Below are 20487 nucleotides of genomic sequence, written 5' to 3'. Positions count from 1 at the left end.
GGGTCAGCGGTTGCGCTGCGCCGCCACCAGCAGGGCCACCACGAACACCAGCGCCGTGAGGGGCAATTCACTGACCACAGCGTCCCCCAGTGGAATACCGCGCCCGGTCTTCTGAATGGTGCCGATGCCCGCCCACAGCAGGGCGGCGAGCAGCGCCAGTGTCCACGCCCGAGAGGGGATGTTCACGCGCTCAGCTGCGGGCGGCAGCGATCAGTTCTGCCGCACCCTGGTTCAGCATGTCGGCGGCGAGTTCCGCGCCGATGTCGGCACACTCGGCGGCGTCGCCCTGCGAGGTGGCGCGGATGACCTTGGTGCCGTCCAGCGCCCCCACCCAGCCTTCCAGCGTCAGCAGGCCACCCTTGATGACGGCGTGTGCGCCCACCGGGGCCATGCAGCCCGCGCCCAGCCCAGCCAGGAATTCGCGCTCGGCGGTAATCCGGTCGTCGGTGGCGTGGTCGTGAATCGCGTAGGCGACTTCAATGGTCAGGTCATCGTCGCTGCGGGTTTCCAGGGCCAGGGCACCCTGCCCAGGGGCAGGCAACAGGATGTCCGGCTCGACAAATTCGTCGATGCGGTGGCGCTGCTCGGTGCGAATCAGGCCCGCCGCCGCCAGGATAATCGCGTCGTACTCGCCGCTGCCCAGGGCCGCCAGCCGCGTGTCGATGTTGCCGCGCAGGTCTTTGACCACCAGGTCGGGGCGGTAGGAGCGCAGGAACGCCTTGCGCCGCACGCTGCTGGTGCCGACGCGGGCTCCCTGGGGCAATTCGGAGAGTTTTTTCATGCCCTCGCGTCCAATCAGCACGTCACGGGCGTCCACCCGCTTGGGAATGCTGGAGACTTCCAGGCCCTCGGGTTGCTCGGTGGGCAGGTCCTTGAGCGAATGCACGGCGATGTCGATTTTTTTGGCGAGCAGGGCTTCCTCAATTTCCTTGACCCAGAACCCCTTGTCGCCCTTTTGTGCGAGTTGTTCGAGGCTCTCGCGGTTGCGGTCCCCTTTGGTCGAGATGGTCTGAAGCCGGAATTCGGTCTCAGGCCATTCTTCTTTGAGGCGGGCTATCACCCAGCGCGTCTGCGCGAGGGCCAGGGTGCTGCCCCGCGTTCCAACGGTTACCATCCGCATAACCGGGGCAGTATAGCCGCTCCGGGCGCCCTAACGTCTGCGCGTCACGCGCCGCAGCTCCGGCTCGCTCTCCACGTGCTCCAGCAGGTACACGGGCGCGTCCGGATAATCGGCATAAAAGCCCTCGCCCCACTCGATGATGCTCAGGCGGCTGCCCACGATCAGTTCGTCCAGGTCCATCTCGTACAGCTCGGCCACGTCGCGCACGCGGTAGGCGTCCACATGCAGCACCTGCCCCGCCGGGGTGGGGTAGACCTGCATCAGCGCGTAGGTGGGACTGGTGACGTGGCCCGCAAAGCCGTAGGCCGCCAGCAGGCCCTGGGTCAGCGTGGTTTTGCCTGCGCCCAGTTCACCCTCCAGAAAGAGGACGCTGCCGGGCGGCAGGGCCTGGGCCAGTGCCGCGCCCAGGTCACGCTGCTCGGTGACGCCCCGCAGCAGGCGCGACTCGGCAGGTTGCAACTGTCCCGATGGCTGAGGCACCTTCAGAGTTCGCCCGTATCGAGCCAGGGGCCAGCGTCGTCGTCGAGGCTGTCCCAGTCGGCGGCGCGGGCCAGGCGCCACTCGCCGCCGCCCACCGAGCGGGCCGACCAGACGTGCGTGGCGTCGCCCATGTCGAGGCGGTGCAGGCCCAGCGTGGCGGCTTGCCGGAGCAGCTCCGCCATGCCCTGTGCCGCCGCGTCGGAGGTGCCCGCTGTCACTTCGCCCCGGCTGATTTGCCAGATGTCGGCCCGCGCTTCACCCGGCAGACGCAGGGCAGGCACGGACGCCAGCGCAGGAGTAGCGGGCACAGGAGAGGCGGGCGCAGGCGTCTGGGGCAGCACATCTCCCAGCAACCCCGCGAACGGATCAGCCGCAGGAGGGGGCGTCGCCGGGGACGGAGCGGCGAGGTCGGCGTGCTCAAGGTCACGGGCAGGCGGCTCGTCGAGGGCGAGGCTGGACCAGGGGTTGCTGGCACTGGCTGGTGCCGGAGTGTCCAGCTCGCCCAGGCTGTCGCCGCCGAAGTCGAACACGTCCAGCAGGTCGTCGAGTGCCTGCTCCCCGAAGGTGGCCGTCACCTTCTGGGCGGCCTCGTGCTCGGCGTGGGCTTCGCTCAGGAGGGCCTCGCCGTCGGCCAGGGTTTGGGCATAGCGTTCACGGGCCTCGGGACTCATCGGCCCCAGGCGGCGCTGGGCACGTAGGGTGTCGGCCAGTCGGCCCAGGCGCTGAATGGTTTCTCCGGCCAGACCGCGCATCTCGTCGTACTCGGCAATCACGAAGTCGGCGCGGGCGTCGAAGTCCTGGCGCTGTGCCGCCGCCGCGCTCATGTGGCGTTCCAGTTGGCCCCACAGCGCCGACAGGTCGTAGGCCTCGCCGCGCTCGATGGCCTGGCGCGCTTCGGCCAGTGGCCCGGCGATGGCTGCCGCCGCGCCGGGCACGTCACGGGCGCTGCGGGTCAGTTCCTCGAGTTCGCGCTGGCCCTGCAGCACACGTTCGGCCCGTTCGGGCGAGTGGTTGAGCGCCTGGGCGACGTTGCGCAGTTCGCGCAGTTCCTCGGTCGCCAATCCGCCGCCTTGGAGGGTCATGCGGGCCACGTCGAGGGCGACGCGTGCCTCGTGCAGCTTTTGGTTGCCCTGCTGCCCCAGCAGTTCGGCCAGTTCGGCCAGTTCCTCGCGCTGCTCGGTCAGGGTGCGCTGGCGGGCGGTTTCCAGGGCCTCGCGCCACGCGTCCACGGCGGCTTCGCTGAGTTTTCCGGTGGACTGGCGCACCCGCAATTCTTCCTGCTGCTGCTCCAGGTCGGGTCTTGCCCGCAGCAGCGGCGCGTAGTCGCGCTGAATCGCGCCCAGTTTGCGGGTCGCGTGCTCCTGCTCCAGCGCCAGCATGCGCGACTGGGCTTCGGGCGTGGTCGCCACGCTGTCGGCCTGCATCAGGCTGCTTTCCATGGTCTTGCGCAGCTTGAAGGAGATGTTGCGGGCGCGTTCAAGTTCGGCGGGCAACAGGGTCTTGTGCTTCTGCGCCTCCTCCAGCTCCCCGATCAGGCTCTCCAGGCGGCGCACTTCCTTGCCGCCGACCGGCTGCACGCGGGCAAACACGTCCTTGAGTTCGGCCAGTTCCTGGGCCTGAAGCACCAGCCCTTCTTCCAGGCGGCGCTCCATCTGGCTGATGAGGTTCTGGCCTTCCTGAACCAGGGGGGCAATGTTGCGCCCGGCTTCACCCTCGGCGCGGGCGATGCCCAGCACCCCGCGCAGCCGCTGGGTTTCGGGCCAGTCGAAGTAGAGGGTAAAGCGCTTGGACGCCTGTTCGAGGGCCGACACCGGGTGCTGGGCATCGCTGCGTCCGGCAGGCTCGGCGGGCCGTTTGGCGACCTCGCCCAGCACGTCCATGATTCTCTTCTTGGCGAGGCCGGGCGACACGTTGAGCAGCAGCCGCTTGTAGACCTCGCGCTTGAGGATTTCTTCCAGCGTGGCCGGGTTCAGGTCTTCGGGCGGCAGCCCGCGTGAAAGGGCCGCGTCTTGCAGTGTCTTTTCGAGCGAGCGGGCCGAAACGATGTCGCCCAGCATCTTGACGGGCAACTGATGAAGGGGGGTGGTGATGGTCATGGGCATGGGCGTACCTCCGGGACTAGGCTCCGGTGCCGCCAAGTGCAGCACTCAGCCATTTAGAGTTCCTCTTCCCAGTCGAGGCCCGTCTGGGTATAGCGCGAGGGTGGGCGCGGTGACGACGTGGTGACGCGCCGCCCCAGCAGGCCGAACTGACGGCACAGCCCCTGAAAGCCGTAGGCGAGCAGGCCCAGGCCCACGGCGCTGAGCAGCCCCCAGACGAGCAGCCCGCCCGTGCCCTGGGTCAGCGTGAGGTTGACGGCTCCGCGCAGCAGCGGCACGCCGAGCAGGTCACCTATCCAGCCCAGCAGGCCAAAGACGCCTTCGAGCAGCAGCGGCAGGAGCAAAATCAGCAGTCCGGCGCTGATGGAGCGCCAGTAGATGTTGCTGCCCCCGAAAGCGAGGTTCAGGAAACGCAGCGGCAGCAGGCACAGCACCGCCAGCGCCAGGGTGAGGAACATCCGCACCCAGCCGCCCAGACTGCGCGAAACGGTGGCCGAGAATCCGTCGCTGCCTGCCACGGCCCGGCCCGCCGCCTGCGCCTCGGCGGACCCCAGGGTCGCCATCAGGGACTGGATGTCGTCCGGGCGCAGGCCGACGCGGTATTGCAAGGCGAGGGCGTCGCGCTGGGCCTGGGCAAAGGCAGGGGTTCGGCGCAGCGCCTGGGGGGTGCCGCCCATCAGAGACACAGCCTGACTGATTTCCTGGCGGGCGCGGGCGGGGTCGCCGTGTCCGCTGGCGTTCAGGGCGCGGGCGAGGGCCGCATAAGTGGCGTCCAGCGAGGCAAGAGGCGTGGGCCGCGCCGCAGTGCTGCTCGGATTGGCAGGGGTGGCTGGGGCTGGGGCCGTGTCTGTCGTTGGGGCTGGGGCCGCCTGGGGACTGGCGGCGAGGCGGCGGCCTATGTCGGCGGCGGCGGCCTGCATGGTGCTGACTTCCTTCTGGAGGGCGTTCTGGTCACCAGTGGTCACGTGCTGGAGCGCCTGCTCAAACTGCGCCACGGTCAGGGGCGGCGTGGCGGCGCGGCCTTCCTCGCGCACCAGTGAAAACCAACTGCTGGCGCGGGTCAAGTTGAGGTAATTGTTCGTCTGGGACTGGGTGGGCGTCACTGCGTTCAGTGCCGAAGTGACCTTGTTGCTCGCCACCCGGCGCATGCGCCAGCCGATGGTTTCCAGTTGTCCGGCCCGCGCCTGCGCTCGCAGCCCGTCGAGCGACGCTTGGTTAAAGCCCATCTCGCGCCCCAGCAGTTGCAGGCCCGCGCTGTCGTTGGCGGGATTGGGCTGAGCTTGCAGTCCGCCCATCACCTGGTCGTAGAGCGTGCGGCGCATCAGGCCCCGCGCAATCAGGATGTTGGCCTGCACCTCGGCGGGGGTGCGCGCCAGGGCCGACTCGGCCTGGGTCACGGTGGCCCGCAGGCTGCGCGACACCTGTCCGTCCAGGCCGCCCGGCAAGGTGGGTGCCAGATCGGTGAGGGCACCCCGCGCCCGGTTCAGGTCGGTCTGCGCCGCGCCCCGGTCGGTCGCCACCGTTTCCGCGGCCCGGTCGAGCGCCTGGGCCAACGTGCGGTAGGCGGCGAGGTTCTGCGCCTGCGCCTGGGCACCCAGCAGCGCTCCGGTCAGCAGCAGCCCGTGCAGGCCCCTCAAGACGCTTCTCCAATCTGCTGGAGTTCGGCCAGCAGGCGGCCCACGTTGACCTGTGGCCCGGCGATGACAGCCACGCAGTGCTCACCCAGCGGGCGCATACACACCGTCTGTCCGCCCAGATCCGCCGAGAGGAGTTTCAGTCCACTCTGGCGCAGCAGCATGGCGGTGGCGGCAATCACGCTGCCCAGCCGCGAGGCGTCCCGCAGCGCCCGAACCTTCAGGATTTCGCCGTTGGCGCGGGTCACGACCACGCCCAGCACGCCCTGCATGCGCCCCAGGTCACGAATCAGGGCGTCCTGCTCCTCGCTGCGGGCCAGGGCGTACTGCCGCCCTTGCAGGGGCGCGGCGTATTCCGGGTCGTCGAACTCGAAATCGTCGTCCCCGAAATCATCATCTCCGAAATCGTCGGCTTCGGCGGCGACCGGGCGGGGCGGCACCGGGGCAGCGTGTACCGGGGCCGTTTGCGCTGCCGGAGTCGGGTCGTTGGCCCACTCGGGTTTGCCTGCCTGCTCCTCGCTGAAGTCGCCCGTTCCAGTCCAGTCGGTCACGGTGGGTTCGACCTGGTCCCAGTTGGTGAAGGCCCCGATGTCGGTAAAGAGGGTGGGGGCCTTGGGATACTCGTTTTCGAGCCGCTGGGCGAGGGTGCCGAGTTCCATGCGGGCACGTTCGGGCGTCAGGATGGTGCTTAGGCGGTGCCCCAGGGGGCCAGCCAGCACCAGCTGCATCTGGGCAGCGGACACCTCGTCGGGGGACAGGTTGCGTTCCTGCAGGGCCGCCGTGAGCAGCGCCTCGGCTCCCCGCTCGGATACGCTCTGGGCCAACGTCTGCAAGGTCATGGTGTAAACGGCATTGGGCATGAATGAATTACCTCGGTCGGACTTGCTGACTGGCCTCTCCTGCTGCTGGGCGGGGCGCACCGGCCTCCGGCGGCAGGGCAAAGCCTCTGTGTTCAGAGTATACGGGCGTGCCCTGTCCCGCGCTTCCTTTTGCTGCCGGGCCTAGACCTCCCCTGCGCCCGGTGCCGGACCGCAACGTCTAGACTGCCCGGCATGACCTCCAACCCACCGACCCGGCCCGGTGTCAGCCTGGGCCAGCGCCTTTCGCAAGAACTCGCCGCCCTGCGCGAAAGTGGCCTCCTGATTTCGCCCCGCGTGCTGGACGCCCCGCAACATGCCCGCACCACGGTAGACGGCAAAAGCGTCATCAACCTCGCCAGCAACAACTATCTGGGCTTTGCCGACCACCCCCGCCTCAAGGAGCGCGCCGCCGAGTATCTGGAAAAGTGGGGCGTGGGCGCGGGCGCGGTGCGAACCATTGCCGGAACCCTGCGAATTCATGAGGAGTTCGAGCAGCAACTGGCCGACTTCAAACACACGGGCAGTGCGCTGGTGCTGCACAGCGGCTTTTCCACCAACCAGGGCGTGCTGGGCGGGCTGCTGCGCGAAGGGGATTTGGTCGTCAGCGACGAACTGAACCACGCCAGCATCATTGACGGGCTGCGGCTGACCAAGGCGACCAAGAAGATTTACAAGCACGCCGACCCCGCCGACCTCGACCGGGTGCTGAGCGAGAATCCCAGCGAAGGATTGATTCTGGTCGTCACCGACGGCGTCTTTAGCATGGACGGCGACGTGGCTCCGCTGGACCGGCTGGTCGCCGTCGCCCGCAAATACGGGGCCGTGACCTATGTGGACGACGCCCACGGCTCGGGCGTGATGGGCGAAGCGGGGCGCGGGACGGTGCATCATTTCGGCTTCGAGTACGCCGACGACGTGATTCAGGTCGGCACGCTCTCCAAGGCCTGGGGTGGCGTGGGTGGCTACGCGGCGGGCCATCCCGACCTGCGCGAACTGCTGATCAACCGCGCCCGGCCCTACCTCTTTTCCACCGCGCAGCCGCCTGCCGTGGTGGGGGGACTGGCGGCGGCCCTGGACGAAGTGCAGCGCGACCCCAGCCTGATGGAGCGCCTCTGGGACAACACCCACTTTTTCAAGGCCGAACTGGGCCGTCTGGGCTTCGACACCCTGGGCAGCGTGACGCCGATTACGCCCGTGGTCTTCGGGGAGGCGAGTGCCGCGTTCGAGGCCAGCCGCCGCCTGTTCGACCTGGGGATTTTTGCCGTCGGCCTGGGCTTTCCCACCGTGCCACGCGACCTCGCCCGTATCCGCAACATCGTGACCGCCGAGCATACCCGCGATGATTTGGAACAAGCACTGAGCGCCTACGAGCAGGTGGGCCGCGACCTGGGCATCATCCGCTGAGCCTTCTCTGCAACTTCCGGTGGACGCCAGCCGACCCTGGGGCCGCTAGCCTGCCGACATGACTGACGCTTCCTCCGTCGCCCCCGACCCGAACCGCCGCGCCCTGCTGCGGAGACTGGTCGGGGGCGGTCTGTTGCTGGGCGGCGGGGCCGCCGTGACCCAGGGCTACCGCTTCGGCGTTGTGCCGCAGTCCTTTGCCCTGCCGGGGCTGACCCGGCCCGTGCGGGTGGCCTGGCTGACCGACCTGCACTACGGCCTTTACATCGGTGCGGGCAGCGTGCGGGAGTGGGTAGACGCGACCCTGGCGCAGCGCCCCGACCTGATCGTGCTGGGGGGCGACCTGCTCGACACGGGCGACCCGGCAGCGCAGGAACCGCTGCTGAACGAACTGGGGCGGCTGCGGGCACCGCTGGGGGTCTACGGCGTGTGGGGCAACCACGACTACGGCAGTTTCGGGCGCTACGGCAGCCTCCGGCGGGGAGCGGGCCGCGACGACTGGCAACAGGAACGTACCCGCCTGAGTGCGGCCCTGGGCAACCGGGGCGTGACGATGCTGCGCGATGAGGGCCGCGCCCTGCGCGACGACCTGTGGCTGGGGGGGGTAGACGACCTGTGGTACGGCCAGCCCAACCCCGAAAAGGCACTGCGCGGCGCGGGGACGCGGGCCACGCTGCTGCTGAGCCACAACCCAGACCTGCTGCTGACCATGACCGCACGGCCCGAACTGGTGCTCAGTGGACATACCCACGGCGGGCAGGTGCGTCTGCCCCTGCTGGGGGCGCTGACCGTGCCCGCCGACCCCCGCTTCACGATGGGCTGGGTGCAGGGACCGCAGGGCGTCACCGGCTATGTCAGCCGGGGCCTGGGGATGAGCGGGGTGCCGCTGCGCAACCTCTGCCCACCCGAAATCACGCTGCTGACGCTGACGCCCGACTCTCGCACCGCTTCCGGTCGAGTTTCCCTGTCTGGGGCTGAACTCGGCTCCGGGATGAGGGCAGGGCACGACAATTGAACATCATTCAGTTAAAGCTCATCTACAGGTCTACTCACTTGGGCGGAGTGGGAAACCCCCACACTTCAGGAACTTGGCGAGAACAGTCGCCACCAAGGAGACCATCATGAAAAAGACTTTTCTCGTTCTGACCCTGCTGCTTGCCCCCGCTGCCACCACGGCTTTCGCTCAGGAAAGCACCAGCACCACCGAAACGACCACCACCACCACCGAAACCCCCGTCACCACGGAAACCACCGACATGACGACCACCGATACCGACACCAACGTCGAAAATGACGCGGTGACCACCGCCGCCGAGCAGGACGGCGTGGCGGGCAACGAGCGCGAGCCCGCCGGTTTCCCCTGGGGTCTGCTGGGTCTGCTGGGCCTCGCCGGTCTGATGGGCCGCAGCCGCCCCGCCCCCGTCGTGCACACCACCCACACCACGGCTACCCCCCAGCGTGAAACCGTGGTGACGGCGAACACCCACACCAACCAGAACGACACCAACCGCCGCTAAGCGCGGATACACCGAACCTGCCCCCGACAGCTTGATTCTGTCGGGGGCAGGTTTTTTGCGGCTGTTGGGTGCTCAGCTCAGGCGTAGGCCACCGCGCATCAGTTCGAGGATGCCGTCGGCGATGTACTGCACGGCCAGTGCGCCGAGCAACACGCCCAAGACGCGGGTCACCACGTTGACCCCGGTCAGGCCCAGCACGTTCGCAATTTTGCTGCTCAGGCGCAGGGCCAAGTAACACAGGGCCAGCACCAGCCCGGTCACCACGAACACGGCAAACATCAGAATCGGGTCGCCGTGCGCGGCATTGGCCTGAATCATGATGCTGGCGAGGGTGCCGGGGCCAGCAATCAGGGGAATCGCCAGCGGAAACACGCTGATGTCCTCGCGTTCCTGGGCTTCGCGCTCTTCTTCGGGTGTTTCCTTGGTGCCGCTTTGACGGGCCGAAACCATGTCGAGCGCCACCATGAACAGCAGCACGCCCCCCGCAATACGGAAGGCGCTGAGGCTGATGCCCAGATGTTCCAAGAGTGCGCGCCCGAACAGGCCGAACACGAAGATGATGCCGCCCGCGACCAGCGTGGCCTTGAGCGCCAGCCGCCGCTTCTCGAAATCGGGGCGGTCACGCGCCAGGGCAATAAACATGGGCGCGAGGCCCACCGGGTCCATGATGACCAGCATGGTCAAAAAAGTCCGGTAACTCAGGGTGACGACTTCGGCCCAATCCACCCGCAGAGCTTAACGGATAGGGTCTGCCCGGCGGCTCATACGGATTCCGTCTGATTCCCCCACATCCGGGAAAGCACCGGATGCGGGTCCATCGCCCGGAACCCGTATTTTTCCTTCTCCTTCCAGTCGGATTTCATCCCCCACGCTGGTGGATTCAATCGGAATCGGTATCAGGGGCGCACGTCCACTTCGAGTGCGGCGGGTGCTCCGGCATGTTCACCCTGGGTCGCCAGCACGTTGACGGTGTAGAGGTTGATGGATGTCCCCGGCTCCACCACGATCTGCACGGGAAAAGTCTCGCCTGCACGGGCCTGGGTGCGGGGCAGGACGACGCGCACCAGGGGCGTACTGCTGCGGCCTTCGAGCTTGAAAAACCCCGGATGCGACGTGGTGGTGTAGCCCCCGATGCGGCCTTCGAGCGTGTGCGAACTGCCGCCGCGAATCTCGACCCGGCTGACCGATTTTTTGCCCGGTTCGGTCAGAACGAGGTAGCCGCCCGCGCAACCACCGGTTCGCAGCTTGCCGATATCGCTGGCCCCCACGTACAGCGCCGGAAACAGCGAGGCCACCACCAGGCCCAGGCCGATCGCGGCGCGGCGCATGCTGCCCCGGTGCAGCGAGGCCAGAGCGAAGCCCCCCGGCCCCAGCAGCAACGGCACCAGCAGCGCAATCAGCGTGCGGCCCTGGCAGGGGCCAGCGAGCAGTGCCTCGCCGAGGAAGCGCACCCCGAACAGCAGCGCCGCGCCCAGTCCCCAGCCCAGCAAAAAGGCAGGCCACGCCTCCCGCGCACGGAAAACGGGAAAGGAAGAAGAGTCGGGAGGCGAAGCAGTCATGCTGCCGAGGCTAGCGCGGCCCGCACGGGACAGATGCAGGGGGGCGGGGTGCGGGGGAGGGCAGGTCAGTGCGGTTGCGCCCCGGAAGGCTCGGCGCACTGGGCGCACACCCCCAGGAATTCCAGCTGTACGCCCTGCACCTCGAACCCCGCCGGGAAAGCCGCAGGCGGCAGGGTGGGCAAGGCTTCCAGCTCGACGTCGAAAATGGCCCCGCAGCAGCGGCAAACGGCGTGGTGGTGCTCCTGACCGGGGTGGCGGTAGTCGTAGCGGGTGGCCTGTCCAGCCCGTTCGATGGTCACGACCGTACCGTCGCGCACCAAGGCGTCGAGCGTGCGGTACACCGTTCCCAGGCTCACGCTGGGCAGCCGCTCACGCACCAGGGCGTGAACCTCCCCCGCGTCGGGGTGAGAGCGGGCGGTTTGAAGCACCTCGACCACCGCCGCCCGTTGTTTGGTTTGACGCACCATCGTCATCCCTGACTTATAGCAGATTTGCCTTTGCTGTTCGGTGTCCGGCCTTCACCTCCGGGTGGGGGGCGTGGGGCTTGCTACCCTGAGCCATGCCCCAGCGTCTGCTGCCCCTCCTGACCGATCTGCCGCAATCCGGGGACGATTTGGGCGAAGCCCTGGGGGTCGGACGGGTGACGGTCAACACCCTGGCCCGGCGGCTTCAGGAAGAGGGGGTTCCGGTGCAGATCAGCCGCGCCGGGTACGCGCTCGCGCCCGGCACGCCCGCACCGGGGCTGGTGCCGTTGCGGGGGCTGTTCGGGCGGGCGCTGTGCTACCGGGGCCGCGTCACCAGCACCCAGGACGAAATCCGCTTCTGGGCCGATGCCGAGCGCCATCCCGCGCCGCACGGGGCCGTGGTGGTCGCCGAACGTCAAACGGCAGGCCGGGGTCGCCGGGGCCGCGCCTGGGAAACGGCCCAGGGAGCGCTGGTGTTCAGCCTGCTGCTGCGCGGGAACCCGCAGGCCGAACTCTCACTCTCGCGGTTGCCCCTATTGCCGCTGGCGGCGGGGGTGGCGCTGCATGCCGCCTGCACCGGGCTGGGCGTGCCCTGCGGCCTGAAGTGGCCCAACGACCTGCTGACCTCGGACGGGCGCAAGCTGGCGGGCATCCTGCTCGAAGCCGACCTGCGCGGCGAGGAAGCGCGGCGGGCGGTACTCGGCATCGGGCTGAACGTGGGCAGTGCGCCCGAAGGGGCCGGGTACTTGCAGGAGTGGGTGCCTGGCCTCACGCGGGCCACCGTGCTGGGCGAAGTGCTGGCCGCACTGGAACACTGGCTGGCCCAGCCTGCCCCGGACATCCTGGCCGCCTGGAAAGCCGCCAGCCTGACCCTGGGTCGCCGCGTGCAGGTGCAGACCCTCCAGGGGCCGGTGGAAGGGCTGGCCCGTGACCTGGACGTGCAAGGCAACCTGCTGGTGGACACTCCCTCCGGGCAGGTCACGGTCACGGCGGGCGACGTGCAACTGGTGGGCGGCCTGTAGACGTGGCGAGGCGGTTTGTCGGAGCTGCGCCAGACAGGAGCCGAACTTGGAACGCCCCGCGCCTAGTCCCTTTCCCCCAGCACCAGCACCTGTCCCGCCACCCCCAGCGCCAACGTGAGCGGCAGGCCGTCGCGCTCGACGGTGAGGGTGCCCAGGGCCGCGTCCACACTCCGCACGTTCAGGCGGGCACCAGGGGTCAGGCCCGCCGTGACCAGGGCGCGAAGTTGTTCGGGGTCGCTGTCGGGCACACGGGCCACCGTCGCGCAGTCACCCAGCGCGAGTTGCGAGAGGCGGCGCTCGGCGCGGGCGGGGAGCTGTCCGCACAGGGTCGGAATGGGGTCGCCGTGCGGGTCGTGCGTGGGGTCGCCCAGCCACGCGGCGATGCGGGCTTCCAGGCGCTCGCTCAGGGCATGTTCCAGCCGCTCGGCCTCCTCATGCACTTCGTCCAGCGGCACACCTAGCGCCCGGTGCAAGAACAGTTCGAGCAGACGGTGATGCCGCAGCACTTCCAGCGCCACCTGTTCGCCCTCGGCGGTCAGCCGGGCGCCCTGGTACGGCGCGTGCGACACCAGCCCCTGCTCGGTCAGCTTGCGGAGCATTCCTGTCGCGCTCGCCGGAGCCACGCCCAGCGCGTCGGCGAGCGCCTGGGTGTTGACCTTGCCCTGCTGCCCCAGCACGTACAGGTGCTTGAGGTAGTCCTCGGCAGAAGGGGAGAGGGAGCGGGTCATGCCCAAGAGTCTAGCGGGGCGACCTGAGAACACTGGGGCTCCTCGCCCCCCTACTCTCAGCGCTGTTGCGTGTGGTCGAAGCTGTCGGCAATTCGCCCGATGCTGAGGTTGTCGGGCAGGGGCCCGGTGGGGGCCGAGTCGGGCCTCTGGCGGTCGAGCAGCTCACCGAGCAGGGTCGCAAATTTGCCGACAAGCCACATGGGAATCAGGTACAGCAGAGAAAGGCCCAAGGTCAGAGGCAAGGTGACGAAAGCAATCAGAAGTCCGGCTGAAGCACTGTCGCTGCCCCCAATCATCGGGGTGAAGAGGTTGGAAAGCAGGCTGAGCAGTTGCAGCGCGATCAGGACCCACATCCAGGTCCGCAGGTTGTTGGCCGACGGCGTGACCGCCACCGGGGAACCGCCCAAGCGGGCCGTCGCTCTGGCGAGGAACTGGCGCAGGGCGGTATAAGGAAAGTAGGTCCCTATCAGGAAAGAAGCGATCATCACAAGGAAAAAGACCAGGCCGAGCGAACCGAAAAGTGCTCCGGTAATGTCTCCGAAAACTATTCCGAGCGTGAAAGACATTCCAAGAAGGATCAGAGGGACGATGACGATATAAGCCAGCATGCCCCAGATAAAGAACGACAACCACTTGTCCAGGGTGCCCTGGATGGTCCTGAGCTGGGTCGGCTGGCCCCGCTCCACCGCGCTCGTCGCGCCGTCCACCCAATCCTTACCCTGGCCCAGCAGCATCGTGTAGATCCAGGCCATCAGGGCAATGAGGGGGATAAACAGGAGGGGCAACAGGCCGATCGGTCCTGCGTTTGTCCCTGGCTCTGACGCAGAGGCACTGAACAGGAAAAAGCCCCCGATGAAGCTCAGCACCCCCAGCACGCTGAAAATGACGATCAGGATGCGCCAGACCCCCAGCCAAGCAGATAAGCGGCGCGACGTGTTCGTGAACTCGGCAAGGGAAGGTGTCATGTCTCTCTATTCTGCTTCATCTTGTCAGGAAATGGAGAGGCCGTGACGAAAGGGCCTCCCCTGCCTTGCTGGCATGCGGAGGCCCGGCTGTGCAGACGGCTCAGCCCCGCCGCGTCTGCCCGTCGAGTGTCAGCAGCGGGCCGTACAGTTCGGGGCGGCGGTCACGGAAAAAGCCCATGCCAGCGCGGAATTTACGGGCTTCTTTGAGGTCGAGGTCGAAGACGAGCGGCCCTTCCTCGGTTTCACCGAATTCCGCCACGATTTCGCCCGTGTAGTCGGCAATGAAGGCGTGACCGTAGTAGGTCTGTTCCAACTCACCGACTTTCTCGGTGCCGATACGGTTGGCCGCACCCACATAGGTCGAGTTGCTGACCGCGTGGCCCTGCATGGCGCGTTGCCACATGTGGTGGCTGTTGGGCGTCTCGACCTCGGCGGGCTCGGAGCCGATGGCGGTGGGGTACAGCAAAAAGTCTGCGCCTTGAAGCATCATCACGCGGGCGGTCTCCGGATACCACTGGTCCCAGCAGATGCCCACGCCGATGCGCCCGAACTGCGTGTCCCAGACCTTGAAACCCGTGTCGCCGCCGTTGAAATAGTATTTTTCCTCGTAGCCGGGGCCGTCGGGAATGTGGGTTTTGCGGTAGTTGCCGAGCAGGGTGCCGTCGGCGTCAATGCAAACGAGGCTGTTGTAGTGGGCTTGTCCCGCCTTTTCAAAGTACGAGAGGGGCAGCACCACGCCGAGTTCCCTGGCAAGCTCCTGAAAGCGCCCGATGAAGGGGTGGCCCTCAATTTCGTGCGCCAGCGCGAAGTATTCCTCGCGTTCCACCTGACAGAAATACAGGTTCTCGAACAGTTCGGGCAGCAGGATGACTTGCGCTCCCTGGGCGGCGGCATCTCGAACATGGCCCATAGCGCGGGAGACGTTGTCTTCCAACTGGTCGGTGATATGCATCTGCACGACGGCGAGTTTGATGTGGTCGGGGCGGCGGCTCAGGGTCATGGGGCAAGGATAGCGGGCAAGCGTCAGCGCAACTGTCGGCAAAGGCGTGACCTTCGCCCGACCTAAGCCTGAGACTCTCCGACCCCTGGCCCTCTAAACTCCCATCCATGACCCTCTGGACGCCCGCCCCCCACCCCGCCGCTCCGCCTCAGCCTCACGGCCCCGACCCTGACCTGTTGCTGGCGCTGCTGCCGGGGCTGAGTGCAGAGCAGGGGCGGCATGTGGCGGTGCTGACCGAGCGCGGCATAACCGCCAACAGCGCGGCGCTGGCGGAGGCGCTGGACCTTCACCGCTTTGTCGCCCACCCCATCACGGGCGAGTTGCGGCCTGTGGGGGCGACGGGCGGAGGCGGGCTGGGCAGCCTGATTTCCAAGATTTTCGGCAGCGCTCCCAAAACCACCCAGCACGACGGCGCGGGCCAGAAGGTGCCGCCGGGCGTGAAGGTGCAGTGCCGCGACGAGCACACCGGGCCATACCGCCGCGTGTATTCCAAACCCGGTTACAGCTACCAGCGCAGCAGCGTGTACCTGCCCACCGACAAAAGCGCCGACCTGTACGAAGAAAAATCGGGGGGCAGCGGCGACACCGCCTTCGTGTATGTGGGCGGCTGGGGCGGCAAGGGCGGCGCGGTGGACGCGGGCTTTCAGCACGGGCGCTACATGGCCCGCGAGCAGGACGACTGGGCGCCCTTTTTCCTCATCGAGCAGCCGGGCGGGGCGAGTGGCGTGACCGTCAGCACCGAGCGGCAGCGCAGCGGCGACCCCTGGCGCTTGCTGGCGGGGCAGGCCGCCGACCTGACCTTCTGGGTGAGTCAGGAGGCGGGCCAGACCATCCTGAGCATGACCATGAGTGGCGTGACCAATGTCAGCCGCGAGGCCGCGACCCTGACCCTCCGCGCCCCCGTGGACGCCCGCTACGCCTGGGACGCGCTGGGCGGCGGCAACGTGCTCAAGCGTATGACCACCATCGGGCAAAAGCGCGGGCATCAGAACCTCCAGAGCGGCTCTTACCTCCGCAACGTGCGCTGGACGAACAGCGTCATCGGCACCGCCGCAGCAAACGCCAGGGCGTGGCAGGGTGAGCAGACGGGCGGGTACTGCTCTTTCCCCAACCCCAAGACTCCCGAAGGGCTGCGGGCCGACGGTGCAGGCCCCAAGTGGCAGGTGCAGTACAAGGACGCGGGGAATGAGACGGACAGTGTGACGCTGAGATAGGGCAGAGGGCTGAAACGCTGGGGCATCTCTACCTTTCGACGGACGCGCTGCCGACCTGTTTTGCCTATTTTGAGCCTATGCGCCTTGTCCCGATTTCTCTGGTCCTTCTCCTCACAGGCTGCGCCGGGCAGGACGAAAAGATCGTTCGCACCTGGGCCGCGCCGCCTGGACAGTGGACCGGGCTGGAAGTTCGGGCCATAGACCTTTGGGGCGGTTGGGGGCCGAATCGTGGTCTGGCTGAACAGTATCTGGAAGTGCGCTGCGCCGAGCAGCCGAGCCTCCCGATTCGCCGCACCTACTGGCCTGGGCCGGATTGGTCGGGGCAGGTGGTCTGGAATGCGGCAGGAGTGACCTACCAGCACGGCACCAGCCATCCAAACATCCACAATCTGAACTTTCGGGCCGAGGATTTGTTGCAATCGCTGCCCTGTCTCAAGGCCAAAGGTTCCTGACGCAAGCCCTGATTCTACCAAGTTCCCTGAAAACTGGTTTCCGCCCTCACCCTTCTTCTCCCGTCGCCACCATCCGACCATCGTCGCTCACCCAGTCGCTCCATGACCCGGCGTACAGGCGATTGTGTGGCCCCAGCGGAACCCCCGCCAGTTCGCGGGCCAACAGGTTGGGCGTGGCGCTCACGCCGCTGCCGCAATAGGCGATGGTGGGCGCGTCTCCTACATTTAGCCGCTCGGCCTGGGCCTGTGCTGACTGATAGCGCCCGTCCCTAGTAAAAGCGGCGCTGAACGGGCGGTTGACGGCGCCCGGAATGTGCCCCGCCCTCCTGTCCAGCGGCTCGGTGTCGCCCCGGTAGCGTTCGGGAGCGCGGGAATCGATGAGCACCGTGCGCGCATCCTGCGCCTGTACGTCCTCGGCAGTGGCGACCATTTCGGGCTGGACCTGGGGGACAAAAGTGGTTGGGGTCGGCGTCGGTTCGGCGGTGCTGACCTCGCCCCCCGCCGCCAGATACGCGGGCCAGCCGCCGTCCAGGACGTACACTTCGCGGTGCCCCAGCCAGCGCAGCAGCCACCACGCCCGCGAAGCGTAGTAGCCGCCGCCCGTGCTGGGGTCGTCGTAACACAGCACGCGGCTGCCGTTGCCGATGCCCGCCGCGCCCAGCCACGCCGCCAGGGTCTGTGGGTCGGGGAGGGGGTGCCGCCCGCCTGCCCCGCTTTCTTGCACCGGGCCGCTGAGGTCGGTTTCCAGGTCGGCGTAGACCGCGCCCGGCACATGGCCCTCCAGGTACGCCAGCCGTCCCAGCAGCGGGTCGCTGAGCTGGTAGCGACAGTCCAGCACGCGCAGGTCGGGGTCGGTGCGGCGTTTCAGCAGCCAGGCGGCGTCAAGCAGGGGGGAGGGCATGAGGCCAGCCTAGTGTGGGGCCGGGGCGACACGGGGCAGGTTGTCTTGTGCGGGCGCAGATGAAGAAAAAATTCATAACCACTCAGACGACACGAAAAATATGAAAAGATACATTTGCGAAGTCTCTCAACCTTGGGGCGTGAGCCGGATGGACGAGCAGCGATAGGAGGAACCATGAAAGACATCATTCAGTCGTATTTCAGCCAGGAAGCGGTCGCCCATCTCGGACAGGTGGTGGGTCTCGACCCCACCCTGACGCAGCGTGCCTTGAGCCTGGGATTGCCGCTTCAGATCGACGCGCTGGCAGCCCACGCCGAAACCCCCGAGGGTCGCGCCCGCCTCGGTGAGGCCATCAGCAACCTGCCGCGTTTCGGCAGCGTGCAAGAAGCCCTGAGCACCCCCAGCGGGGCCGTAAATCTGCAACAGGCGGGCGAACTGCTGGCCCCCGCACTCCTCGGCGGTCAGGCCGACGAGATTGTTCAGCAGGTCACCCGCCGGGTGGGGGGCAGCATCGGCGGCGTGCAGAAGGTCATGAGCATGACCCTGCCGCTGGTGCTGAGCCTGCTGGGTCGCCAGGGCATGACGGCCGTGAACGCCGACACCATGCTGGGCCGCCTGCGCGGTGGACTGACCGACCTCAGCCTGGGAGCCGCCGCCGCTGCGCCCGTCGCCGCCGCCGTGACCCAGACCGGGGCCGCGCTGGCCGACAACGCCATCACCCCCACCAGCCTGCTCGACGCGATGAAGGCCGAATTCAGTGGCGCGACTGCTGAAAAGGTGGGCCGCGCCGCCGGATTTACCGGAGCCGACGCGGGCAAGGCCGTGATGGGCGCGCTGCCTGTGGTGCTCAACGCGCTGGTCAACAAGGGCCGTACCGAAGCCGGAGCGGGCGAACTGCTCAAGCAAGCTCAGGAATTCGAGCGTGTGCTGGGTGACGACGGTCACCTCAGCGGCAACCTGCTCGGCGACAGCGCCGAACTGGCCCGCCTGGAAGGCCAGGGCCGGGGCCTGCTCGGTGGTCTGTTCGGCAACGTGGACACCCTGACCGGACGCCTGGGCACCGCGCTCGGCGGCAGCGGCGCCAATGCCGGACGCCTGCTGTCTCTGCTCACCCCGATGGTGCTGGGCCTGCTGGGCCGCTCGGCCCGCACCTCCCGCATGAGTCCGCTGGTACTGACGGGGCTGCTCGGCGCGATGGGCGACAAGCTCTCCGGTCTGATTCCGGCGGGCATGACGGGCCTGACCGGGCTGCTCGGTGCGGGTGCGCTGGGCGCGGCGACCACAGCGGGCGCGGCTGCTGCCCCCACCGAGACCGTGATTGCCACGGCAGTTCCCGAAACCCGCGTCGTGGAAACGCCCGCCCCCGTGAATACCGCCAAGCCGGTCACCCCGCCCCCACCGCCCGTCACCCCTGTGACCACCACGACCACCGAGCGCAAGGGTGGCATCCCCTGGTGGGTCTGGCTGCTGCCCCTGCTGCTGCTCGGCGGCTGCTGGCTCGCCAACCAGAACAACAAGACCACCACGACGACCACCACCACGACCACCCAGCAGGACGGCGGCGGCATCATCGTCAACAACCCGCAGTCGGACAGCAACCTCCCCGCCGAGCCTTTCACCATGAGCGGTACGGCGGCCCCCGACATGCAGCTCAGGATTGAGGACGAGGGTCAGACGGTGGCCGAAGCGACCGCCGACGCCGAGGGCAACTGGACGGCGGAAATCCCCGCTCCCACCCCCGGTGAACACACCTACAGCATCATCGGCGGCGAAAATGCCAAGTCCGAGTTCAAGGTGAACGTGACCGACGAGGGCGCGGGCGACGCCACCGGGACGACCACCGAAACGCCCGAGGAAACCCCTGCCGAAACTCCCGCTGCGGGCGGCACCGCCACTGGCACCTTCGCCATCAGCGAACCTGCCGAGAGCGCCGAAGTGTCTGCCACGGGCTTCAACCTCAAGGGCACCGGCGAAGCGGGCAAGACCTACGAACTGCTCGAAGACGGCACCAGCGTGGGCACCTTCGTGGTCGGCGACGACGGCACCTGGACGGCAGACGTGGCCGCGCCCACCGCTGGCGACAAGACCTACACGATCCGCGACAGCGACGGCAACGAAGTGGCGACCCTGCCCGTCAAGGTGGCCGCTGGCACCACCGCTGCGGGCGAATGTACCCAAGACCTGTCGGTCAGCCTGAACGACGGCGAAACCGTTAGCGCCCCCTTCCGCTTCGGCGGCGTGGGCAGCGGCACCGGCTACACCGTGTCGGTGCGCCGCGCCGGGCGTCTGGTCGGCACCAAGGAAATCCCGCTGGGCGAAGGCTGCACCTGGAGCTACACCAGCAACCCCGGCGGCAAGCCCGGCACCGTCAACGACGTGATCTACGAAGTGCGTGCCAGCGGCACCAGCGCCGAGTCCCCCGCCGACGCGACCCTCAACCTCAAGGTCCGCGCCCAGTAATTCTGTAATACGAATTTCGCTCCATTCCGCCATAGTCGGGAAAGAGCCGCCTACGGCTCCATACCGCGAAATCCGTATCTTGTTCCCACTCCTTTCAGTCGGATTTCATCCCCCAGTGTGGGGGATTCAATCGGAATCAGTACAAGAGCGCGCACCGACATGGCCCCACTTGCTTCCGGCAGGTGGGGTTTTTGCTGCTAGCCTTGGCTCCATGCGCCTCATCGTCGGCATTTCGGGCGGCAGCGGGATTCCCTACGCGCTGGACATCCTGCGTTCTCTACACGCGCTGGATGTGGAAACGCATCTGGTCGTGACCAGCGGGGCCAAGCGGGTCATGACTGCCGAAGGCGGCGTGCGGCTGGACGAACTGACTGCGCTTGCGCATACCGTCCACGAAGACCGCGACCTGGGCGCGAGTATCGCCAGCGGGTCATTCAGGACGGACGGCATGGTGATTGTGCCGTGCAGCGCGGGCACGCTGGCGAAAGTGGCGCACGGCTTTGCCGACAACCTGCTCAGTCGCGCCGCCCATGTGACCCTCAAGGAGCGGCGGCGACTGGTGCTGGTGCTGCGCGAAGACCCCATGCCCAGACCGATGCTGGTGAATATGC

21 protein-coding genes are annotated in these 20487 nt (G+C 67.6%); 8 read left to right on the top strand and 13 right to left on the bottom strand.

The features are described from left to right. Window positions 1–3: 3 nt before the first annotated feature. Genes Q4C89_RS06455 through Q4C89_RS06430 form a run of 6 tightly spaced genes read right to left on the bottom strand, consistent with a single transcriptional unit; the run spans window position 4 to window position 6193 of the window. Window positions 4–186: a hypothetical protein gene (locus tag Q4C89_RS06455; RefSeq protein WP_303101786.1), complete on the bottom strand. Its 183-nt coding sequence runs from the start codon at window positions 184–186 to the stop codon at window positions 4–6. A 4-nt stretch (window positions 187–190) separates the two neighbouring features. Beyond that, on the bottom strand, window positions 191–1120 hold the full coding sequence (gene hemC, locus Q4C89_RS06450) for a hydroxymethylbilane synthase (RefSeq protein ID WP_303101785.1): 930 nt from the start codon (window positions 1118–1120) through the stop codon (window positions 191–193). A 30-nt stretch (window positions 1121–1150) separates the two neighbouring features. Continuing rightward, entirely contained in the window at window positions 1151–1600 is a 450-nt protein-coding gene (tsaE, locus tag Q4C89_RS06445; protein WP_303101784.1) for a tRNA (adenosine(37)-N6)-threonylcarbamoyltransferase complex ATPase subunit type 1 TsaE, read from the bottom strand. A 2-nt stretch (window positions 1601–1602) separates the two neighbouring features. Next, on the bottom strand, window positions 1603–3702 hold the full coding sequence (locus Q4C89_RS06440) for a hypothetical protein (RefSeq protein WP_303101783.1): 2100 nt from the start codon (window positions 3700–3702) through the stop codon (window positions 1603–1605). Window positions 3703–3755: 53 nt separating this feature from the next. After that, entirely contained in the window at window positions 3756–5336 is a 1581-nt protein-coding gene (locus tag Q4C89_RS06435; protein ID WP_303101782.1) for a hypothetical protein, read from the bottom strand. Next, window positions 5333–6193, bottom strand: a complete 861-nt coding sequence (locus Q4C89_RS06430; RefSeq protein ID WP_303101781.1) for a roadblock/LC7 domain-containing protein — start codon at window positions 6191–6193, stop codon at window positions 5333–5335. The genes Q4C89_RS06435 and Q4C89_RS06430 overlap by 4 nt, the downstream gene beginning before the upstream one ends. Before the next feature lie 192 nt (window positions 6194–6385). Between Q4C89_RS06430 and Q4C89_RS06425 the strand changes: the two genes are divergently transcribed. The 3 genes from Q4C89_RS06425 to Q4C89_RS06415 all read left to right on the top strand — a co-directional run bounded on the left by Q4C89_RS06425 (window position 6386) and on the right by Q4C89_RS06415 (window position 9111). Further along, window positions 6386–7597 (top strand): BioF/Kbl family PLP-dependent acyltransferase, encoded by a 1212-nt coding sequence (locus tag Q4C89_RS06425; protein WP_303101780.1) that lies wholly within the window; start codon window positions 6386–6388, stop codon window positions 7595–7597. Between the two features lie 58 nt (window positions 7598–7655). After that, window positions 7656–8609 carry a metallophosphoesterase gene (locus tag Q4C89_RS06420; RefSeq protein ID WP_303101779.1) on the top strand — a complete coding sequence of 318 codons (954 nt, stop codon included), beginning with the start codon at window positions 7656–7658 and terminating at the stop codon, window positions 8607–8609. 106 nt (window positions 8610–8715) lie between these two features. After that, on the top strand, window positions 8716–9111 hold the full coding sequence (locus Q4C89_RS06415) for a WGxxGxxG-CTERM domain-containing protein (protein WP_303101778.1): 396 nt from the start codon (window positions 8716–8718) through the stop codon (window positions 9109–9111). A gap of 72 nt (window positions 9112–9183) precedes the next feature. On the opposite strand, the gene Q4C89_RS06410 is transcribed toward Q4C89_RS06415, so the two are convergent. From Q4C89_RS06410 to Q4C89_RS06400, 3 genes are all read right to left on the bottom strand, one after another. After that, window positions 9184–9837, bottom strand: coding sequence for a MarC family protein (locus tag Q4C89_RS06410; RefSeq protein WP_303101777.1), 654 nt, complete (start codon window positions 9835–9837; stop codon window positions 9184–9186). Window positions 9838–10007: 170 nt separating this feature from the next. Next, window positions 10008–10670 (bottom strand): hypothetical protein, encoded by a 663-nt coding sequence (locus tag Q4C89_RS06405; protein WP_303101776.1) that lies wholly within the window; start codon window positions 10668–10670, stop codon window positions 10008–10010. 65 nt (window positions 10671–10735) lie between these two features. Next, on the bottom strand, window positions 10736–11143 hold the full coding sequence (locus Q4C89_RS06400) for a Fur family transcriptional regulator (RefSeq protein WP_303101775.1): 408 nt from the start codon (window positions 11141–11143) through the stop codon (window positions 10736–10738). Window positions 11144–11229: 86 nt separating this feature from the next. Between Q4C89_RS06400 and Q4C89_RS06395 the strand changes: the two genes are divergently transcribed. Next, window positions 11230–12156: a biotin--[acetyl-CoA-carboxylase] ligase gene (locus Q4C89_RS06395; RefSeq protein WP_303101774.1), complete on the top strand. Its 927-nt coding sequence runs from the start codon at window positions 11230–11232 to the stop codon at window positions 12154–12156. Between the two features lie 62 nt (window positions 12157–12218). On the opposite strand, the gene Q4C89_RS06390 is transcribed toward Q4C89_RS06395, so the two are convergent. The 3 genes from Q4C89_RS06390 to aguB form a co-directional block, all read right to left on the bottom strand. Then, window positions 12219–12884, bottom strand: coding sequence for a metal-dependent transcriptional regulator (locus tag Q4C89_RS06390; RefSeq protein ID WP_303101773.1), 666 nt, complete (start codon window positions 12882–12884; stop codon window positions 12219–12221). A gap of 56 nt (window positions 12885–12940) precedes the next feature. Next, the gene (locus tag Q4C89_RS06385; protein ID WP_303101772.1) at window positions 12941–13849 is read right to left on the bottom strand and encodes a hypothetical protein; all 909 of its coding nucleotides are present in this window, start codon (window positions 13847–13849) and stop codon (window positions 12941–12943) included. A 100-nt stretch (window positions 13850–13949) separates the two neighbouring features. Then, the gene (gene aguB / locus Q4C89_RS06380) at window positions 13950–14843 is read right to left on the bottom strand and encodes an N-carbamoylputrescine amidase (RefSeq protein ID WP_303101794.1); all 894 of its coding nucleotides are present in this window, start codon (window positions 14841–14843) and stop codon (window positions 13950–13952) included. A 113-nt stretch (window positions 14844–14956) separates the two neighbouring features. Here aguB and Q4C89_RS06375 point away from each other — a divergent pair, with 113 nt between their 5' ends. Next, window positions 14957–16063: a hypothetical protein gene (locus Q4C89_RS06375; protein WP_303101771.1), complete on the top strand. Its 1107-nt coding sequence runs from the start codon at window positions 14957–14959 to the stop codon at window positions 16061–16063. A 77-nt stretch (window positions 16064–16140) separates the two neighbouring features. After that, window positions 16141–16515 carry a hypothetical protein gene (locus tag Q4C89_RS06370; RefSeq protein ID WP_303101770.1) on the top strand — a complete coding sequence of 125 codons (375 nt, stop codon included), beginning with the start codon at window positions 16141–16143 and terminating at the stop codon, window positions 16513–16515. Window positions 16516–16561: 46 nt separating this feature from the next. On the opposite strand, the gene Q4C89_RS06365 is transcribed toward Q4C89_RS06370, so the two are convergent. Beyond that, window positions 16562–17416: a sulfurtransferase gene (locus Q4C89_RS06365; RefSeq protein ID WP_303101769.1), complete on the bottom strand. Its 855-nt coding sequence runs from the start codon at window positions 17414–17416 to the stop codon at window positions 16562–16564. Between the two features lie 174 nt (window positions 17417–17590). Here Q4C89_RS06365 and Q4C89_RS06360 point away from each other — a divergent pair, with 174 nt between their 5' ends. Together Q4C89_RS06360 and Q4C89_RS06355 are read left to right on the top strand one after the other, a co-directional pair. After that, the gene (locus Q4C89_RS06360; RefSeq protein WP_303101768.1) at window positions 17591–19876 is read left to right on the top strand and encodes a DUF937 domain-containing protein; all 2286 of its coding nucleotides are present in this window, start codon (window positions 17591–17593) and stop codon (window positions 19874–19876) included. A gap of 211 nt (window positions 19877–20087) precedes the next feature. After that, on the top strand, window positions 20088–20487 hold a 400-nt coding region (locus Q4C89_RS06355; protein ID WP_303101767.1), incomplete at its 3' end, for a UbiX family flavin prenyltransferase.

Origin of the sequence: Deinococcus sp. (assembly GCF_030523985.1) — a bacterium.
Taxonomy (GTDB): Bacteria; Deinococcota; Deinococci; order Deinococcales; family Deinococcaceae; genus Deinococcus.
Note: the sequence above shows the minus strand (reverse complement) of the source record. Positions and strands in the feature narration are given on the sequence as shown.

What these genes read in the sequence shown, in the direction of transcription:
- Q4C89_RS06370 (WP_303101770.1), top strand. Translation starts at nt 16,141, where the DNA reads ATGCGCCTTGTCCCGATTTCTCTGGTCCTTCTCCTCACAGGCTGCGCC.
- Q4C89_RS06400 (WP_303101775.1), bottom strand. Translation starts at nt 11,143, where the DNA reads ATGACGATGGTGCGTCAAACCAAACAACGGGCGGCGGTGGTCGAGGTG.
- Q4C89_RS06395 (WP_303101774.1), top strand. Translation starts at nt 11,230, where the DNA reads ATGCCCCAGCGTCTGCTGCCCCTCCTGACCGATCTGCCGCAATCCGGG.
- Q4C89_RS06425 (WP_303101780.1), top strand. Translation starts at nt 6,386, where the DNA reads ATGACCTCCAACCCACCGACCCGGCCCGGTGTCAGCCTGGGCCAGCGC.
- Q4C89_RS06420 (WP_303101779.1), top strand. Translation starts at nt 7,656, where the DNA reads ATGACTGACGCTTCCTCCGTCGCCCCCGACCCGAACCGCCGCGCCCTG.
- Q4C89_RS06440 (WP_303101783.1), bottom strand. Translation starts at nt 3,702, where the DNA reads ATGCCCATGACCATCACCACCCCCCTTCATCAGTTGCCCGTCAAGATG.
- Q4C89_RS06365 (WP_303101769.1), bottom strand. Translation starts at nt 17,416, where the DNA reads ATGCCCTCCCCCCTGCTTGACGCCGCCTGGCTGCTGAAACGCCGCACC.
- Q4C89_RS06405 (WP_303101776.1), bottom strand. Translation starts at nt 10,670, where the DNA reads ATGACTGCTTCGCCTCCCGACTCTTCTTCCTTTCCCGTTTTCCGTGCG.
- Q4C89_RS06390 (WP_303101773.1), bottom strand. Translation starts at nt 12,884, where the DNA reads ATGACCCGCTCCCTCTCCCCTTCTGCCGAGGACTACCTCAAGCACCTG.
- Q4C89_RS06360 (WP_303101768.1), top strand. Translation starts at nt 17,591, where the DNA reads ATGAAAGACATCATTCAGTCGTATTTCAGCCAGGAAGCGGTCGCCCAT.
- Q4C89_RS06430 (WP_303101781.1), bottom strand. Translation starts at nt 6,193, where the DNA reads ATGCCCAATGCCGTTTACACCATGACCTTGCAGACGTTGGCCCAGAGC.
- Q4C89_RS06415 (WP_303101778.1), top strand. Translation starts at nt 8,716, where the DNA reads ATGAAAAAGACTTTTCTCGTTCTGACCCTGCTGCTTGCCCCCGCTGCC.
- Q4C89_RS06385 (WP_303101772.1), bottom strand. Translation starts at nt 13,849, where the DNA reads ATGACACCTTCCCTTGCCGAGTTCACGAACACGTCGCGCCGCTTATCT.
- hemC (WP_303101785.1), bottom strand. Translation starts at nt 1,120, where the DNA reads ATGCGGATGGTAACCGTTGGAACGCGGGGCAGCACCCTGGCCCTCGCG.
- Q4C89_RS06375 (WP_303101771.1), top strand. Translation starts at nt 14,957, where the DNA reads ATGACCCTCTGGACGCCCGCCCCCCACCCCGCCGCTCCGCCTCAGCCT.